Source organism: Frankia sp. AgPm24, assembly GCF_023243055.1.
Taxonomy (GTDB): domain Bacteria; phylum Actinomycetota; class Actinomycetes; order Frankiales; family Frankiaceae; genus Frankia; species Frankia umida.
This window is the reverse complement of sequence record NZ_JALKFW010000004.1, coordinates 118,302-134,066: the sequence shown is the minus strand read 5'-3', so window position 1 is coordinate 134,066 and position 15,765 is coordinate 118,302. Positions and strand designations below refer to the sequence as shown.

Below are 15,765 nucleotides of genomic sequence, written 5' to 3'. Positions count from 1 at the left end.
TCAAAATTCGCACGTTCCGTTGCCTGTAAATTTCACCGCGTCGATCTCATAGTGGACGGCACAACGGCTGGATCGCTCTGCGAAACCACACCTTCCGACTGGGTGGACCGGCACCGCGGCCCGGCACCGCCGACCCTGGACGCGCCCATCCGGTTCACCGAGCCGAAGACCGCCCGATTCGCCCACCCGCCCACCCACCCGGCCAGCCTCGGCGAAAGGCTAGCCGGTCACCACAACGAGAACCGACTGTCCACCCACGAAGCGCCCGTTTCGGACCATGTCCATGACGGCGGCAAGCATTTTCGCGACGTAGACCCGCTCCACCGCGAGACCGTGCAGCCGCTCGAACTCGGCGGCGAAGGCCAGCAGCTCAGGAGACGTCTTCGCGAATCCACCACCGTGATAGCCGAGCTCGATCGACCAGTTCTCGCTGACGCCGCCGAACGCCGCGTGCTGCAGGCGCCGGACCTCATCCCGCAGGAAGTCCGCCCCTTTCAGCGCGGCGATTCCCACCGCGCGCGTCCCAGCCGCAGGGGCCAGCCCATGGCTGAGACCGGCCAGGGTGCCGCCGGTGCCGCACGGACAGACCACGACATCGTAGGACGTGCCGATCTCCGCCGCGATCTGGACGCAGCCCCGCACCCCCAGGTCGTTCGAGCCGCCCTCGGGTATCAGGTAGAAGCGGCCGAACCGCGCGGGCAGGCTGCCAAGAAACTCCGCCGACGCCCGGTGCCGATAGACGCCGCGGTCCACATAGTGCAGGTCCATACCGTCCCGCCGGGCCGCCGCGAGTGACGGGTTGAGCGGCAGGTGCTCCTCGCCCCGGATCAGCCCGACCGTGGCGATCCCAAGCGCCCGCCCGGCCGCCGCGACCGCCCGGATGTGATTCGAATACGCCCCGCCGAACGTCACGATCGTCTCGTGCCCCTGATCGAGCACCGCGCGAAGGTTCAGACCGAGCTTGCGCCACTTGTTACCCGGCACCTCCGGGTGAATCAGGTCGTCCCGCTTCAGGAACACCTCGACCCCGTACCCCGACAGCCGCGAATCGACCAACCGCTCCACCGGCGACGGCACCCGCACCCCAAGGCCCGCCACTCCCGGCCCGCCCAGCGCACCCACCTCCCCTTCCGGGCTCCGGCTCTTCACTCTCCGCCCCTGTCGTTCGCTGTAACGCACCACAGTACGCACTCCCCTGGAATGTCAGCCATGTCCGGCTGGATGATGAGGAGCGGGCATACCTTGTTGCCCTACTTCGCCTACAGCCCCGGAAACTCACGTGGCCCGAGATCGCCGAGAGAGCCGGTACCTCTGGCAGCGCACGAAGTGGGGCAGCCGGCTGGTCGGGCAGCCCAGTGTTCACGTTGCATCCACCCAGGACGAAGCGCTCGAACATGTGCATTCTGTTCTCGGAGCCAGCCGGCGAGTTACAGAGACGCTCTCCCAAACGAACACAACCTGAGCCCCACCCACCGCAGGAGAAAATACCACCCACATCCACACCGCGGGGGGCTCGGGGGGCTCGGCCCCCCGGCAACATACGAAACGCCCGGTCGATCACCGATCGACACAGCTAACCCAAAATGGAGCGGGCGACGGGAATCGAACCCGCGTTGCAAGCTTGGGAAGCTCGTGTTCTGCCTCTGAACTACGCCCGCGTGGTGCAACCGCATCGTACCGGATGAGCGGCTCGCGGCGTCGGGCCGGGGCCCGGCAGGTCGTGGACAGCTCGTCGAACCTGGCTGTCCACCCTGCCGGGCATCCGCTCGCCGATCAGTCCTGTGCAGCGCCCTTCAACGATCTGGCTGTGCGGTGACCGGCGCGTCCGGTGGCCGCGCCGTCCAGTGGCTCAGCCGTTGACGTCACCGCCTGGGCGGGACGCGGGGGTGGAGGAGGTCGACTGGGCGCCGGAGCCCGGTGGGCGCAGGTAGCTCAGCGGCTCGCGGCCGGCGGGCTGTTTCGGGCGTTCGAGCAGCGGCGCCGGCGGGATCTCCAGGCTCTCCGGCTCGCCGGGCTGGACGCGGACCGTCCGGCCATGGTGCAGCAACGTCATCGCCGGCCCGGAGGACACCGTGTACGTGGCCTCCGCGGCGGTCACCTCGACCCGCAGCAGCCGGCCTCGCACCCCCAGACCGAACCTGAGCCGGGTGAGGCCCTCGGGCAGCCGTGGTGCGAACGCGATGACCTCGCCGGAGTCGCGCAGGCCACCGAATCCCTCGACCAGGGCGATCCAGCTACCGGCCAGGGAGGCGATGTGCAGGCCGTCGCGGGTGTTGTGTTCGATGTCGCGCAGGTCCATCAGGGCGGCCTCGCGCAGATAGTCGTGCGCGAGGGACAGATGGCCGCATTCGGCGGCGAGCACGGCCTGGCAACACGCCGACAACGACGAGTCCCGGACGGTCAGCGCCTCGTAGTAGGCGAAGTTGCGGATCTTCTCGTCGTGTGTGAAGGCGTCGCCGCATCGCTGCATGGCGAGCACCAGATCCGCCTGCTTGACGACCTGGCGGCGGTAGAGGTCGAAATAGGGGAAGTGCAGCAGCAGCGGATACTGCTCGGCCTTGGTGTTCTCGAAGTCCCAGGCCTCGTGCTCGGTGAAACCCTCCGACTGTGGATGGACGCCCAGGTTCGCGTCGTAGGGGATGTACATGTCCTCGGCGGCGTCCCGCCAGGAGGCCGCCACCTCGGCGTTCACGCCGAGTTCGGCGGCCCGGCCCGGATGGCGGCGGGCGGCGGCCGCGGCGGCCAGCAGGTTCCGTTTGGCCATCAGGTTGGTGTAGACGTTGTTGTCGGCGATCGCCGAGTACTCGTCCGGGCCGGTGACGCCGTCGATGCGGAATCGTCCGTCCAGGTCGTGGTGGCCCAGTGAGCGCCACAGCCGGGCCGTCTCGACGAGCAGTTCCAGGCCCTCGTCGCGTTCGAACCGGGTGTCCTCGGTGACGTTGACGTAGCGGGCGACAGCGTCGGCGATATCCGCGTTGACGTGGAAGGCGGCCGTGCCCGCCGGCCAGTATCCGGAACACTCCTCACCGTGGATGGTCCGCCAGGGAAACACCGCGCCCGCCAGATTGAACAGCTCGGCGCGTTCCCGGGCCAGGGGCAGCGTCGTGTGCCGCCAGCGCAGCGCGTCCCGGGCGGCGTCCGGCGCGGTGTAGGTCAGCACCGGCAGGACATACGACTCGGAATCCCAGAAGGCGTGCCCGTCGTAGCCGGGACCGGTCAGTCCCTTGGCCGGAATCGCCCGCCGCTCGGCCCGCGCCCCGGCCTGGAGCACGTGGAACAACGCGAACCGGACCGCCTGCTGCACCTCCGGGTCCCCGTCGACCTCGACATCGGCGCGGGCCCAGAACGCGTCCAGGTACTCCTTCTGCTCCTGTACCAGCCCGGACCAGCCGGTCTGGCGGGCGGCGATCAGCGCGGCGGACGCCTGGTCGCGCAGCGCCGGCAGCGAACGCTGCTCCGACCATCCGTAGGCCAGCCACTTGACCATCCGCAGCTTCTGCCCTGGCTGCAGGACGACGGTCGCGGTCACCCGGCCGGCATCGGGCTCGCTTTCCGTATAGACCCCGATCGAATCCGGTCCCTCGAAATGATGGTCCATCGCCGCGGCCACCCGGATCTCGCTGTTGCGGGTGATGTGCAGCGTCTCGACCTTGGTGCCGCTCGCACGGTGCAGTTCGGACACCAGCGGTGACTCCAGGGCCGCGGCCGCCCGCGGATCGCCCTTGAACACCGGCAGCTGCTCGTTGGCGACGAGCTCCGACTGGACGACCACCCGCGCCGCGTCACCGATCGCCTCGACCTCGTAGTAGAAGGCGGCGATCGAACGCTGGGAGAACGACACCAGCCGACCGGAACGTACCCGGACGGCCTGGCCTGCCGGGGAGACCCATTCGACCTCGCGGTGCAGCACCCCTTCCCGGAAGTCGATCCGGCGCTGATGGGAGCGCAGTTCCCCGTAGCGGACGTCGAACGGCTCGTCGTCGACCAGCAGACGGATCAGCTTGCCGTTGGTGACGTTGATGACGGTCTGCCCGGACTCCGGATAGCCGTAGCCGGCCTCGGCGTACGGCAACGGCCGTAGTTCGTGTACGGAGTTCAGATAGCTGCCGGGCAGTCCGTGCGGATCGCCCTCGTCCAGGTTGCCGCGCAGGCCGATGTGGCCGTTCGACAGCGCGAACAGCGACTCCGACCGGCCGAGATCGTCGACGTCCAGCCCCGACTCCCGCAGCGTCCACGGCTCGACCACATAGCTGGCTTTTTCGATCATGCCTTGCCGTGCCCGGACCCGGCCGGCTCCCGCAGCTGCGCCAGGTCGCGCACGACGATGTCGGCGCCGTGGGCGCGCAGGGCCTCGCCGTGGCCGGCACCGACCCGGTCGACCCCCACCACGTAGCCGAACCGACCGGCCCGGCCGGCCTCGACCCCCGCCAACGCGTCCTCGAACACCGCCGCCTGCTCGGGGCGTACACCCAGGCGGCGCGCCCCGGCGAGGAAGGTGTCCGGCGCCGGCTTGCCGGCGAGGTCCTCCCTCGCCGCGACCACCCCGTCGACCACCTCTGCCACCAGGGCGTCCAGGCCCGTCACCCGCAGCACCTCGACGCAGTTCGCGCTCGAGGACACCACCGCCCGTGGCACGTCGGCGGCGGCGAGTTCGCGCAGGTAGTCGACCGAGCCCGGGTAGACGTCCACCCCGTCGGCGGTGATCCGCTGCTGCACCAGGATGTTCTTTCGGGTGGCCAGCGCGTGCACGGTGAGCGCGGACGGCGGATCGTCCACCGTCCCGTCCGGAATCCCGATATTGCGGGACGCGAGGAACGCACGGACACCGTCGACGCGTGGCCGACCGTCGACGTGCGCGGTGTAGTCGCTGCCGATGTCGAAGGGGACGAACGGGTCGCCACTTCGATGTGCCCAGTTCTCCAAGAATTCGTCGAACATCTCCTTCCACGCTGCCGCGTGGAGGGTGGCCGTGTTCGTCAGCACGCCATCGAGATCGAACAGACATGCCGTGACGTGATCGGGTAGCCCGAGCATGGTTCTCCCGCCTGTCTTCCGCATTCGTCGTCTGTCGCCTGTTCATCGGCATATCGCCGACTGATCGCCGGCCGGAGACATCCCGTCCGGGCGGTCCGAGTCCTACCCGTGTCACGCTACGTACCAACACGCCGGGCGCCCCGATGCCACTCCCGAGTCGGTCACCACATCCGCTGGCCGGGCGAACGCCACGGCGGGCCGCTTCGTCCGGCCGACGGACGTGACATGCTCATACGCGTGCTGCTGTCCGACCGGGACATCCGGGCCGAGATCACCGCGGGCCGGGTTCGCCTCGACCCCCATGACCCCGCGCTGATCCAGCCGTCCAGTGTGGACCTGCGCCTGGACCGGTGGTTCCGCGTCTTCGCGAACCACCGTTACACCCACATCGACCCGTCGGTGGAACAGGACGACCTCACCGATCTGCTCGAACCGGACGGCGAGGATCCGTTCGTGCTGCACCCCGGCGAGTTCGTGCTCGGTTCCACGCTGGAGATCATCACGTTGCCGGACGATCTCGCCGGCCGGCTCGAGGGCAAGTCGAGCCTGGGCCGGCTCGGTCTGCTGACCCACTCCACCGCCGGCTTCATCGATCCCGGCTTCTCCGGGCATGTCACGCTGGAGCTCTCCAACGTCGCCACCCTGCCGATCAAGCTCTGGCCAGGGATGAAGATCGGCCAGCTGTGCCTGTTCCGGCTGTCCTCGCCCGCCGAGCACTCCTACGGCTCCGCCGTCCACGGCTCCCGCTACCAGGGCCAGCGCGGCCCCACCCCGTCCCGCGCCCACCGCGACTTCACCCGCTGGCCGGTCCGCGACTCCACCTGACCAGGCCACCAGCAGCACCGAAGCACCAGAAACGCCGAGACACCGGGCCCACCTGGAAACACCCGGAAACGACGAAGCCCCCTGCAACGACGACGGCTCTGCAACGACGACGGCTCTGCAACGACGACGGCCCCCGAGCGGCCAGCCGGTGCGGCTGGTGGACTCGGGGGCCGGGTCGTGGTGTCAGACGGGCCGGCGCGGCTCGGTCAGGAGACCGGCTCCGCGGGAGCGGGCTCGGCCGGAGCCGCCGGTGCGGCCGGCTGCAGCGAGCGTGCCAGCAGCTGGGAGACGTCGAGCACCTCGACGCTCTCCTTCGCCTCCCCGGCGAGCTTCTTCTCGGTGACGGCGTCGGTCAGCATCACGATGCAGAAGGGGCAGGCGGTCGAGACGACGTCCGGGTCGAGGCCGAGCGCCTCTTCCATCCGGTCGACGTTGACCCGCTTGCCGATCTTCTCTTCCATCCACATCCGAGCGCCACCGGCGCCGCAGCAGAAACCGCGGTCCTTGCAGCGGTGCATCTCCTGGCCGCGGATACCGGGAATGGCCTCGAGGATCTCCCGGGGCGGCGTGTAGACCTTGTTGTGCCGACCGAGGAAGCACGGGTCGTGGTAGGTGACCGAGGACTCCACCGGCGTGATCGGCACCAGCTTGCGTTCCTCGACCAGTTTGCCGAGCAGCTGGGTGTGGTGCACGACCTCGTAGGTGCCGCCGAGGGAGGAGTACTCCCGGGCAAGGCTGTTGAAGCAGTGCGGGCAGGTCGCGACGATCTTCTTGACGCCCGTGGAGTTCAACAGCTCGATGTTCGCCTTGGCGATCTCCTGGTACAGGTACTCGTTGCCGAGGCGGCGGGCCGGGTCACCGGTGCAGGATTCGTTGGTGCCGAGAACGGCGAACTCGACACCGGCGATGTGCAGCAGTTCGGCGAAGGAGCGGGCGACCTTCTTGGCCCGGTCCTCGATCGCACCGGCGCAGCCGACCCAGTAGAGGTACTCGACATCCTCGGGAATCTGCTCGCCGTCGCCGATGACGCGGACCTCGAACGGCAGGCCCTCGGTCCACTCGGTCCGGGTGCGCGGCGAGACCCCCCACGGGTTGCCGTTGTTCTCCAGGTTGCGCAGCATCACCCCGGCCTCGGACGGGAACGCCGACTCGATCATCACCTGGTAGCGGCGCATGTCGACGATGTGGTCGACGTGCTCGATGTCCACCGGGCACTGCTCGACGCAGGCACCGCAGTTGGTGCAGGACCACAGCACGTCGGGGTCGATGACCCCGCCCTCCTCGGCGGTGCCGACGAGCGGACGGTCGACCTGGGGCTGGCCGGGCTGCGGGACGCGGCCGAAGCCGGACTCGGGCACACCGTGGTGGCCGTGGCCGGCATCCTCCTCGACCCCGGTGACCGCCTTCGGCGCCTCGTCACCCTCGCCCGCGCCGGCACCCCTGGTGGCCAGCAGGTACGGCGCCTTGGCGAACAGATGGTCGCGCAGGTCCATGATGAGCAGCTTCGGCGACAGCGGCTTGCCGGTGTTCCAGGCCGGGCACTGGCTCTGGCAACGGCCGCACTCGGTGCAGGTGGAGAAGTCGAGCATCGCCTTCCAGGAGAAGTCCTCGACCTTGCCGACACCGACGATCGGCTCGTCCTCCTCCATCAGCTTCTCGATGTCGGGGGTGCTGCCCAGCGGGCCGAGCGCGACCGGCTGGCGCTTGAGCACGACGTTGATCGGCGCCAGGCCGATGTGCAGGTGCTTCGAGTACACCACCAGGACCGAGAAGCCCATGATGACGGCGATGTTGAGCAGCAGGAACGCGGTCTCGATGTTCTCGTTCACCTCGTGCGACAGCCCGGAGAAGGCGCGGCTGACGGCGTAGGAGGCGAAGGCCCACCTGGTCTGGCCCTGCGGCAGGTTACCGGTGTTGTACTGGGCGCCACGGCAGATCAGCAGGGTCACGACGACCGCCGTGATCAGGCCGAGAATGACCCAGGCCGGCCCGGTGTGCGAGCCGTAGAACCGCGACTTGCGGTCGAGGCGGGCCGGCGCGTTCTTCCACCGGATGATCGTGAAGGCGATCAGGCCGCCCAGGACGGCGACGGCGAAGAAGTCCTCCAGGAAGCCGATGGCCGCCCAGTGCCCGAACAGCGGGATGTGGAAGTCGTCGTCGAACAGGCCGCCATAGGCCTCGATGACAGTCAGCAGCAGGATCGTGAAGCCCCAGAAGGTGAACAGGTGCGCGATACCCGGCACCGACCACTTCAGCAGCTTGCGCTGGCCGCCGACCTCACTGATCTCCGTCCAGATGCGGCCGGGTAGATCGTCCAGGCGGCCCGGTGCCGGTTGGCCCGACCGGATCAGCCGGAACAGCCAGAAAACCCGACGCCCGGCAACCGCGAGAGCGATCAGGGTGATCGCTCCACCGATCGCAAGTCTCACAGCATCCTCCATCTGGACCCACCACTTCGGGCGAGCCTACTCGTACTGGCCGGTAACATATGTGGCGAGTGAGTTGTGCCACCCGCCCCCCGAACCGTGGTCCGAGTGGCTTCTTTTGCTCCGGGTTGTGATCCCGGCCTGAGCCGACCCAGCAACACCGGGGGTGGCACTCCCGTCCACCCCCGACCCTGCCACGATGTGGTCCAAGCGGCCCGACATAGGGGGCTGGAAGGTCCGATCGCCCGCGCCGATCGACCCGGCCTGCTACTTTCGGTGCCATAGTCCCAACCGGCACGCAACAGTCCACCCCCGTTTCGACTACCTGTCGTCACGGTCTGACAGAACGAGGCCCCGCGCTTGGTCGGACCCGGTTCGGGCCGCGGTGGGTGAGGCGGACCCATCCAGGCCACGTTCGCCTGCCGCGTGGGCGCCCCGCGCGGCCCACACGTGCGTCCGCCGATGATGTCAGTCCTTGTGTCACAGGGACGATCGACGCACCATAGGACTGGCCTCTCGCCCACGGTCACCGGGCGATCGGGCCATGCGTGACACCTGAATCATCAAGGTGCTGGATCATCAGGCTGTACGGGGGTCCGCACCAGCGCTGCCGTGACGGCGTCCGGCGCACCGCGCGGACGAGCTCCCTACCCACGTTGACGATCCCTGCGAACCATGGTGGGCACGATGGCAACGATCACCCGGCCGACGATGACCCGAGTCGGCCGTCCCGGTCATTCCCTGCAGACCGAGTACCAGCGAGCCCGAGAGACCCAGGCCCTGGTCCGTCGGGACCGGCTGGCCCGGCAGCTACCACGCACGGCTGCCCGCGCCGCCGTCGTCGGGCTGATCCTGGCCCTGGTCATCGGGTTCGGGCTGGGGCAACCGGCGGTGGCGGTCGCCGTGTTCTTCCTGGTGCTCGTGGCCTGGCCGGCCGGCATCGTGGCCGCGTCCTTCGGCACCGCGCCCGACATCGAGCTGCTGCGCGAAGGCGCCGAGGCGGAGCGCAGGACGGCCCGGGCCATCGCCCGTCTGCGACGTAACGGATACCTCATCCTCCATGACCGGGCAGTGCCGTACTCGGACGCGACCATCGGCCACCTGCTCATCGGCCCCGGCGGCGTGATGGTGCTGGGCAGCGACAACAGCAAGGGCACACTGCGTTACACCAAGGGCGGGGCGATCTGCGACGGCGAGTCGCTCAAGCCGGTCATCGACCGCATCGCCTGGCTCGGCGGCGAGGTCCGCAGCCAGATCCGTGGCGCCCTCCCCATGATCAAGATCCCGGTCAGCCCCGTCATGGTCATGGTCGAGGCGAACGTCCTGTGGAGTGACGGCGCGCTCGAGGGCGTCACGATCATCAGCATCAAGGACGTCGCCAACTTCATCCGCAAGAAGGCCGGCCGGCTCAACCCCGGCGAGGTCCGCCAGATCGTCAGCGCCGCGGAGCGTCTCTTCCCCGCGTACAGCGCCAACCGTCTCTCCCAGCACGTCACCGTCGACCGCGACCAGTGGGTGACCCTGATGGACACCCTGCACACCATCCGCGAACGGGACGGCGACGCCAGCGACCTGCTGGACCGTCTGGCCCAGCTCGAGGACGATCTGCGCCGCCAGGCCGACCCCACCCCCCGCCCCACGGCCGACGACCCCACCGGCCTGCTCGTGCCCGGCGCCGACTCCCGCGATGGCGTCCCGCTGGCCGTCCCGGGCCAGTCCACGGATGCCCGTGCGGACACCGCCGTCGACGACGACCCCGCTGCCGGTGCGCCCGACTCCCCCGCCGACCCCAGCCCCAGCCCGATCACCTCGATCGGCCTGGCCGCCACCCCCGACCAGAACGCCCCCCGCCCACGACGTGGCCGCATCCTGGCCGCCGTGCGCCCCCCGCGGGACCCCGCCGAGCACACCGGCGCCTCCGGCCACCGCGGCGACCCCCCCGCCGACCCGCCACCCCCCACGGACGCCTGACCTTCCATCGTCACCAGCCTTCGGCCGGCCAGTCATCAGCCGGCCATCACTCGGCCGGTCGCTGGTCGGCCACTCGGCCGGTCGCTGGTCGGTCACTCGGCCGGTCGCTGGTCGGCCATGGGTTAGTCGCCGGCCAGCCGGTCGGGCGCTTGGCGTCCGTCAGGCACCTTCTCTCCGTCCAGCTCTCCGTCCAGCTCTCCGTCCAGGTTTCGGGCCTACCCGCAGCGCTCGGTTTTCTGCGTTCGGAGGGTGCTCTCTTGATGCCGGAGAGTGGCTGTTGGCCGATCCGCGACCGCGATGGCCGCCGCGGAGGCCGCCCTCATCGAGGATGCCGAGGGTTGTTCGGAGATCGAGGCCCCGCCTCACCGAACAACCCTCGGCATGTGGCCTCACAACCCTCGGCATGAGGCGAGGCAAGCCGCGTGGCCGTCCGGGTGCCGCCCGATCGTGACTACAGGCGTCCGACTAGTTGCCTATGGTCGCGTCAGACTGTCGGCGAACGGGGTATCGGCGCCGATGGGCGATATCACCACGTGACGTCAGCATCAAGCTACCCCAGGCGATCGGCGACGCATCCGAGCCGAGGGACCTGGACAGCCGGGGAACACCAGCGGCAGCCGAAAAGTTGAGTTGAGTGGGCTCAGTTCCAGCAGGAAGACTAGGCACCCGATCCTGAGTCGAGTACACTCAATCTATCGAGACCTCCTAACGTAGCTTTGTACGTCAGTCCCGACATCAGTAGCGCCGTATCGCCGGGTGACCCTCGGTGAGGGCGGTCGTTCGAGAGGTCCCATCCCCACGAGGTCGGCTCGCGCGCACCGGTGGGCGTCGCCGACATGGATCGAGAGGCACACAGACATGGCACGAGCGGTCGGCATCGACCTCGGCACCACGAACTCCGTCGTGAGCGTGCTTGAGGGCGGTGAACCCACGGTGATCGCCAACGCTGAGGGCTCCCGCACGACCCCGTCGGTCGTGGCCTTCGCGAAGAACGGCGAGGTCCTGGTCGGCGAGGTCGCCAAGCGTCAGGCGGTCACCAACGTCGAGCGCACCATCCGGTCGGTGAAGCGCCACATGGGCTCCGACTGGAAGATGAAGGTCGACACGAAGGAGCTGACCCCGCAGGAGATCAGCGCCTTCATCCTGCAGAAGCTCAAGCGTGACGCCGAGTCCTACCTGGGCGAGCCGGTGGCGGACGCGGTCATCACCGTCCCCGCCTACTTCGACGACGCGCAGCGTCAGGCGACCACCGAGGCTGGCACGATCGCGGGTCTGAACGTCCTGCGGATCGTCAACGAGCCGACCGCCGCGGCGCTCGCCTACGGGCTGGACAAGGGCGAGAAGGAACAGACCATTCTGGTCTTCGACCTTGGTGGTGGCACGTTCGACGTGTCGCTGCTGGAGATCGGTGACGGTGTGGTCGAGGTGAAGTCGACCTCCGGTGACACGAAGCTCGGTGGTGACGACTGGGACCAGCGGATCACCGATCACCTGATCAAGACGTTCAACGGTCAGCACGGGGTCGACCTCGGCAAGGACAAGATGGCGCTGCAGCGGCTGCGTGAGGCCGCGGAGAAGGCCAAGATCGAGCTTTCGCAGTCCAGCCAGACGACGATCAACCTGCCGTACATCACCGCGTCGGCCGATGGTCCGCTGCATCTGGACACGGCGCTGAGCCGCGCCGAGTTCCAGCGGCTGACCGCGGATCTGATCGACCGTTGCCGGCACCCGTTCCAGCAGGCGGTCAAGGACGCGGGGATCAAGGTCAGCGACATCGACCACGTCGTGCTCGTCGGTGGTTCCACCCGGATGCCCGCCGTCGTCGATCTGGTTCGTGACCTGACCGGTGGCAAGGAGCCCAACAAGGGCGTCAACCCGGACGAGGTCGTCGCCGTCGGCGCCTCGCTGCAGGCCGGTGTGCTCAAGGGCGAGGTCAAGGACGTTCTGCTCCTCGACGTCACCCCGCTGTCCCTCGGGATCGAGACGAAGGGGGGGATCATGACCAAGCTCATCGAGCGCAACACCACGATCCCCACCAAGCGTTCGGAGATCTTCACCACGGCGGAGGACAGCCAGCCGTCCGTGCAGATCCAGGTCTTCCAGGGCGAGCGCGAGATGGCCGCCTACAACAAGAAGCTCGGCATGTTCGAGCTGACCGGTCTGCCGCCGGCCCCGCGTGGTCTGCCGCAGATCGAGGTCACCTTCGACATCGACGCCAACGGCATCGTGCACGTGTCCGCCAAGGACCTCGGCACCGGCAAGGAACAGTCGATGACGATCACCGGCGGCTCCGCCCTGCCGCGGGACGACATCGACCGGATGGTCCGGGACGCGGAGCAGTTCGCCGAGGAGGACCGTCAGCGTCGCGAGGAGGCCGACACCCGTAACAAGGCCGAGACGCTGGTCTACTCCACGGAGCGGTTCCTCGCGGAGAACGGCGACAAGCTCGACGCCACGCTGAAGGCGGATGTCGAGGAGAAGCTCGGCACCCTGCGCGGCGCCGTCGCGGGCACCGACTCGGCCGCCATCCGCACCGCCGCCGACGCGCTGGCCGCGGCCAGCCAGGCGATGGGCCAGGCCATGTACGAGCAGGCCGCTCAGGACGGCGCCGGCACCCCGGGCGCCGCCGGTGGGCCGGTGGACGACGACGTGCTGGACGCGGAGATCGTCGACGAGGACAAGGAGGGCGGGAAGTGACTTCCAGCCAGTCCGGCGACTGGTGGGGCTCCGGCCCGGACGAGGGTGACGAGCCTCGGGTGGTCGTCCGCGATCGGCGGCGGATCGACCCGGACAGCGGCGAGGTCCGGCCGGAGAGCGGCACGGTGACCGGCGGCGGTCCCGGTGGCGGCCCTGGCGATGAGGGTGTCGGGTCCCACCCGGCGGTCGACCCGGCGGATGCCGAGCTGATCGAGTCGCTGCGGCTCCAGGCGTCCGAGCGTACGGCCGATCTTCAGCGGCTCAAGGCCGAGTTCGACAACTACCGTCGTCGGGTCGAGCGGGACCGGCAGCAGATCGGCGAGCAGGCCACGGCCAAGGTGCTCACCAGTCTGCTGTCCACCCTCGACGACATCGGCCGCGCCCGCGACCACGGCGACCTCGAAGGCCCGTTCAAGGCCATCGCGGAGGCGCTGGAAACCGCGCTCGAAGCGGCCGGGCTCCAGCGGTTCGGCGTCGCGGGCGACGAGTTCGACCCGGCCGTGCATGAGGCGCTCATGCACTCCTACCGGTCTGATGTCAGCGGCCCCACCTGCGTCGATGTCTTCCGCGCCGGTTATCTTCACGCGGGTCGGGTGCTGCGTCCGGCCCAGGTGGCCGTCGCGGAACCTTCCGGGGAACCGGCCGAGCCGGTGGCGCGAGCCAACGACGAGGTCACCGAACGGGCCGCACCGGTACCGGACGACACCGGCACGATTCCCGGCCCGGACAACGGCGGGCCCACCGTCAGCGCTGGCTGAGACCGGTGGGTGGGTGGTGGCCCGGGGAGCGTTCCCGGGCCACCACCGCGGCGTGCGAGCAGGGCAGGGCACGGTGCGGCCGGCCGAGCAGCGCCCGACCCGGGCTACGGGTCGGGCGGGCAGGCGCCGACCCGGGCAACGGTCGGCCGGGGCGGGCGCCCGGCCGGGTGAGACGACCACGAAAGGAGGGGCGCCGTGAGTGTTCGCGACATGGTCGAGAAGGACTATTACGCCGCTCTCGGCGTTCCCAAGGACGCCACGGCGGCCGACATCAAGAAGGCGTACCGCAAGCTGGCTCGCGAGCTGCACCCCGACAAGAACCCGGGGGACGCCAAGGCGGAGGCCCGGTTCAAGGAGGTGTCCGAAGCCTATGACGTGCTTTCCGACGAGACACGTCGGCGCGAGTACGACGAGGCTCGGGCGCTGTTCGCGGCCGGCGGACGGCCCGGCTCGTTCGGCGGCGCCGGCGGCCGACCCGGTGGCGGCTTCGGCCCGGGCGGCGGTTTCGGTGCCCCGGGTGGCGGAGCGAACCTCAACTTCGAGGATCTGCTCGGTAACGGCGGTGGTGGCCTCGGTGGCTTCTTCGACATGTTCCAGCGCTCGTCGCCGGGGCGCGGTCCCCGCCGTGGCACGGACATCGAGGCCGAGCTCACGATCTCGTTCGAGAAGTCGCTGACCGGTCTCGAGGCCTCGGTTCGGCTCCCCGGCGCCGCCACCTGCACCACCTGTGAGGGCAGCGGCGCCCGGCCGGGAACCTCCCCGCGGACCTGTTCGACCTGCCGCGGGCTCGGCGTGGTCTCCCGCGCCCAGGGCGGTTTCGCGCTGTCCGAGCCCTGCCGTGACTGCCTCGGCAAGGGCACCATGATCGACCATCCCTGCCCGGACTGCCGGGGCACCGGTCGGCGGGAGCGTGAGCAGCGCATCCGCATCCCACCGGGGGTCAGCGACGGGCAGCGGCTGCGGGTGCGTGGGCGTGGCACGCCCGGCGAGCGTGGCGGACCGGGCGGTGACCTCGAGGTCACCGTGCACGTGCTGCGGCACCCGATCTTCGACCGGGAGGGCAGTAACCTGATGGTCACGCTGCCGGTCACGATCACCGAGGCCACCCTGGGCGCGTCGGTGCGGGTACCGACCCTGGACGGCGCCCCGCTCACCGTGAAGGTTCCCGCCGGCACCTCCAGCGGACGGCGGCTGCGGGCCCGTGGCCGGGGTGTTCCCACCTCCGGTGGCGGTCATGGCGACCTGATCGTCACCCTTGAGGTGGTCGTGCCCAAGCCGTCGTCGCTGTCCGCCCGGGCCCGCACCGCGCTGCTCGAGTTCGCTCAGGCCCACCCCGAGGATCCACGGGCGGCGATGATGGAGCAGATGGAGGCTGGGGAATGACCGCACGTCCCAATCGCACATCCGACCCGCCCGGCGCCAGGTCCGTGCCGAAGGCGGCACCGACCTCGCACGCCACACCGAATCCGGCCCAGCTGCCGGTGGCAGAGGGGCGACCGGAGGGCTATTTCCCCACCGGTCCGCTGCCCGGGCTGGCGCATGACGAGGACGCACCCGTCTACGTGATCTCGATCGCCGCGCAGCTCGCCGGCATGCATCCGCAGACGCTGCGGTCCTACGACCGGCTCGGGCTCGTCACCCCGGGGCGCACGCCCGGGCGCGGACGACGGTACTCGGCCCGGGATGTCGCGCTGCTGCGTGAGGTGCAGCGGCTGTCCCAGGAGGAAGGCGTCAACCTCGAGGGCATTCGGCAGATCCTGCGGCTGGGCGCCCAGGTGATGGCGCTGCAGGCCCAGGTTCGCCAGCTCGCCGACGAACTGGCCCACGCCCGCGCGGACGCGGAACGCCGGGTGGCCGAGGCGCACGCGAGTCATCGACGTGATCTCGTCCCGATCGAGCGTGGGGCGGTGGTGATATGGCGGCCGCTGCCGCGGCGCTGACCACGTCCCCTGGGGGCTTCTCTCCCGCTGTCCGGCGGAGGAGAAGCCCCTTCGCCGTCTCCGGCCCGAGTGGCGACCGCAACCGGTCCGCGCGCCCCAGGCGGGGAGCCCAGG

The 15,765-nt window shown here is 69.6% G+C and carries 10 protein-coding genes and 1 tRNA gene; 6 read left to right on the top strand and 5 right to left on the bottom strand.

What is annotated here, in order from left to right; translation table 11 throughout:
- Nucleotides 1-219: 219 nt before the first annotated feature.
- The 4 genes from MXD61_RS02710 to MXD61_RS02695 all read right to left on the bottom strand — a co-directional run bounded on the left by MXD61_RS02710 (nt 220) and on the right by MXD61_RS02695 (nt 5,034).
- Complete coding sequence (locus MXD61_RS02710; RefSeq protein WP_251079336.1) at nt 220-1,113, bottom strand: pyridoxal-phosphate dependent enzyme; 894 nt, start codon at nt 1,111-1,113, stop codon at nt 220-222.
- A 471-nt stretch (nt 1,114-1,584) separates the two neighbouring features.
- Nucleotides 1,585-1,658 (bottom strand) — tRNA-Gly (locus MXD61_RS02705).
- 191 nt (nt 1,659-1,849) lie between these two features.
- Entirely contained in the window at nt 1,850-4,267 is a 2,418-nt protein-coding gene (locus MXD61_RS02700) for a glycoside hydrolase family 65 protein (RefSeq protein ID WP_248811273.1), read from the bottom strand.
- Entirely contained in the window at nt 4,264-5,034 is a 771-nt protein-coding gene (locus tag MXD61_RS02695; RefSeq protein ID WP_248811386.1) for an HAD family phosphatase, read from the bottom strand. Before MXD61_RS02695 ends, MXD61_RS02700 begins: the two co-directional genes overlap by 4 nt.
- A gap of 237 nt (nt 5,035-5,271) precedes the next feature.
- Here MXD61_RS02695 and dcd point away from each other — a divergent pair, with 237 nt between their 5' ends.
- The gene (dcd, locus tag MXD61_RS02690) at nt 5,272-5,859 is read left to right on the top strand and encodes a dCTP deaminase (RefSeq protein ID WP_248811385.1); all 588 of its coding nucleotides are present in this window, start codon (nt 5,272-5,274) and stop codon (nt 5,857-5,859) included.
- Between the two features lie 206 nt (nt 5,860-6,065).
- Here the strand turns inward: dcd and MXD61_RS02685 are convergent, their stop codons facing one another.
- Nucleotides 6,066-8,288 (bottom strand): (Fe-S)-binding protein, encoded by a 2,223-nt coding sequence (locus MXD61_RS02685; RefSeq protein WP_248811272.1) that lies wholly within the window; start codon nt 8,286-8,288, stop codon nt 6,066-6,068.
- A gap of 684 nt (nt 8,289-8,972) precedes the next feature.
- Here MXD61_RS02685 and MXD61_RS02680 point away from each other — a divergent pair.
- The 5 genes from MXD61_RS02680 to MXD61_RS02660 all read left to right on the top strand — a co-directional run bounded on the left by MXD61_RS02680 (nt 8,973) and on the right by MXD61_RS02660 (nt 15,651).
- Nucleotides 8,973-10,256 carry a nuclease-related domain-containing protein gene (locus MXD61_RS02680; protein WP_248811271.1) on the top strand — a complete coding sequence of 428 codons (1,284 nt, stop codon included), beginning with the start codon at nt 8,973-8,975 and terminating at the stop codon, nt 10,254-10,256.
- Nucleotides 10,257-11,114: 858 nt separating this feature from the next.
- A complete protein-coding gene (gene dnaK, locus MXD61_RS02675; RefSeq protein WP_163548772.1) occupies nt 11,115-12,953 on the top strand; it encodes a molecular chaperone DnaK in 1,839 nt (612 codons plus the stop codon).
- A complete protein-coding gene (gene grpE / locus MXD61_RS02670) occupies nt 12,950-13,711 on the top strand; it encodes a nucleotide exchange factor GrpE (protein WP_248811270.1) in 762 nt (253 codons plus the stop codon). The genes dnaK and grpE overlap by 4 nt, the downstream gene beginning before the upstream one ends.
- 195 nt (nt 13,712-13,906) lie before the next feature.
- A complete protein-coding gene (gene dnaJ, locus MXD61_RS02665; RefSeq protein ID WP_248811269.1) occupies nt 13,907-15,094 on the top strand; it encodes a molecular chaperone DnaJ in 1,188 nt (395 codons plus the stop codon).
- Complete coding sequence (locus MXD61_RS02660; RefSeq protein WP_248811268.1) at nt 15,091-15,651, top strand: heat shock protein transcriptional repressor HspR; 561 nt, start codon at nt 15,091-15,093, stop codon at nt 15,649-15,651. The genes dnaJ and MXD61_RS02660 overlap by 4 nt, the downstream gene beginning before the upstream one ends.
- The last annotated feature ends 114 nt before the right edge of the window (nt 15,652-15,765 follow it).

Coding starts and splice junctions, on each gene's coding strand:
- MXD61_RS02700 (WP_248811273.1), bottom strand. CDS start 4,267: ATGATCGAAAAAGCCAGCTATGTGGTCGAGCCGTGGACGCTGCGGGAG.
- MXD61_RS02695 (WP_248811386.1), bottom strand. CDS start 5,034: ATGCTCGGGCTACCCGATCACGTCACGGCATGTCTGTTCGATCTCGAT.
- MXD61_RS02680 (WP_248811271.1), top strand. CDS start 8,973: ATGGCAACGATCACCCGGCCGACGATGACCCGAGTCGGCCGTCCCGGT.
- dnaK (WP_163548772.1), top strand. CDS start 11,115: ATGGCACGAGCGGTCGGCATCGACCTCGGCACCACGAACTCCGTCGTG.
- MXD61_RS02660 (WP_248811268.1), top strand. CDS start 15,091: ATGACCGCACGTCCCAATCGCACATCCGACCCGCCCGGCGCCAGGTCC.